The following is a 587-nucleotide window of genomic DNA, read 5'->3' as shown; positions in this document are numbered from 1 at the left end:
GGTCCAGGCTGAGGCGGCCGCGCGCCAGGGCGCCTTCCGCCGGGGCCTCGCGCGGGGCCGAGCGGCGCAGGACGGCCTGCACCCGGGCCACCACCTCGCGCGGGCTGAACGGCTTGACCACGTAATCGTCGGCCCCGAGCTCGATGCCCAGCACCCGGTCGATCTCGTCGTCGCGCGAGGACAGGAACAGGATGGGCAGCTCGCCCTGGGCGCGCAGGCGCCGGCACACCTCAAGCCCGTCCATGCGCGGCATGTTGATGTCGAGCACCACCAGGTCGGGCGCGTCGGTCGCCACCGCCGCCAGCGCCGCCTCGCCGTCGGCCGCTTCGCGGACCTCAAGCCCGGCCTTGGCGAGGGCGAAGCCGAGCAGCTGGCGGATGTGCGGGTCGTCGTCGACGACCAGGATAGAGCGGGACATGGCGCGCATGATCACGGCTGAGCTTCCGAGGTCAACGGGGCCGGCGAGACCGCCGTTTCCGGCGCGTCGACCAGCTCGGGCGGGCCGTAGTATTCGCGCGTCGACGAGGCGGGCGCGGCCGGCGCGGCGACGGCGACCGGCTCGGGCGCGCCGTCGCAGAGCATGCGCC

1 protein-coding gene is annotated in these 587 nt (G+C 75.0%); it reads right to left on the bottom strand.

Features of this window, described 5'->3' with window-relative positions; genetic code table 11:
* On the bottom strand, positions 1–427 hold a 427-nt coding region (locus G3573_RS21925), incomplete at its 3' end, for a response regulator (RefSeq protein WP_163263713.1).
* Positions 428–587: the final 160 nt, after the last annotated feature.

This window comes from Caulobacter sp. 17J65-9 (assembly GCF_010975005.1).
Taxonomy (GTDB): domain Bacteria; phylum Pseudomonadota; class Alphaproteobacteria; order Caulobacterales; family Caulobacteraceae; genus 17J80-11.
The sequence above is the reverse complement of the archived record's forward strand: the minus strand, read 5'-3'. Positions and strand labels throughout refer to the sequence as shown.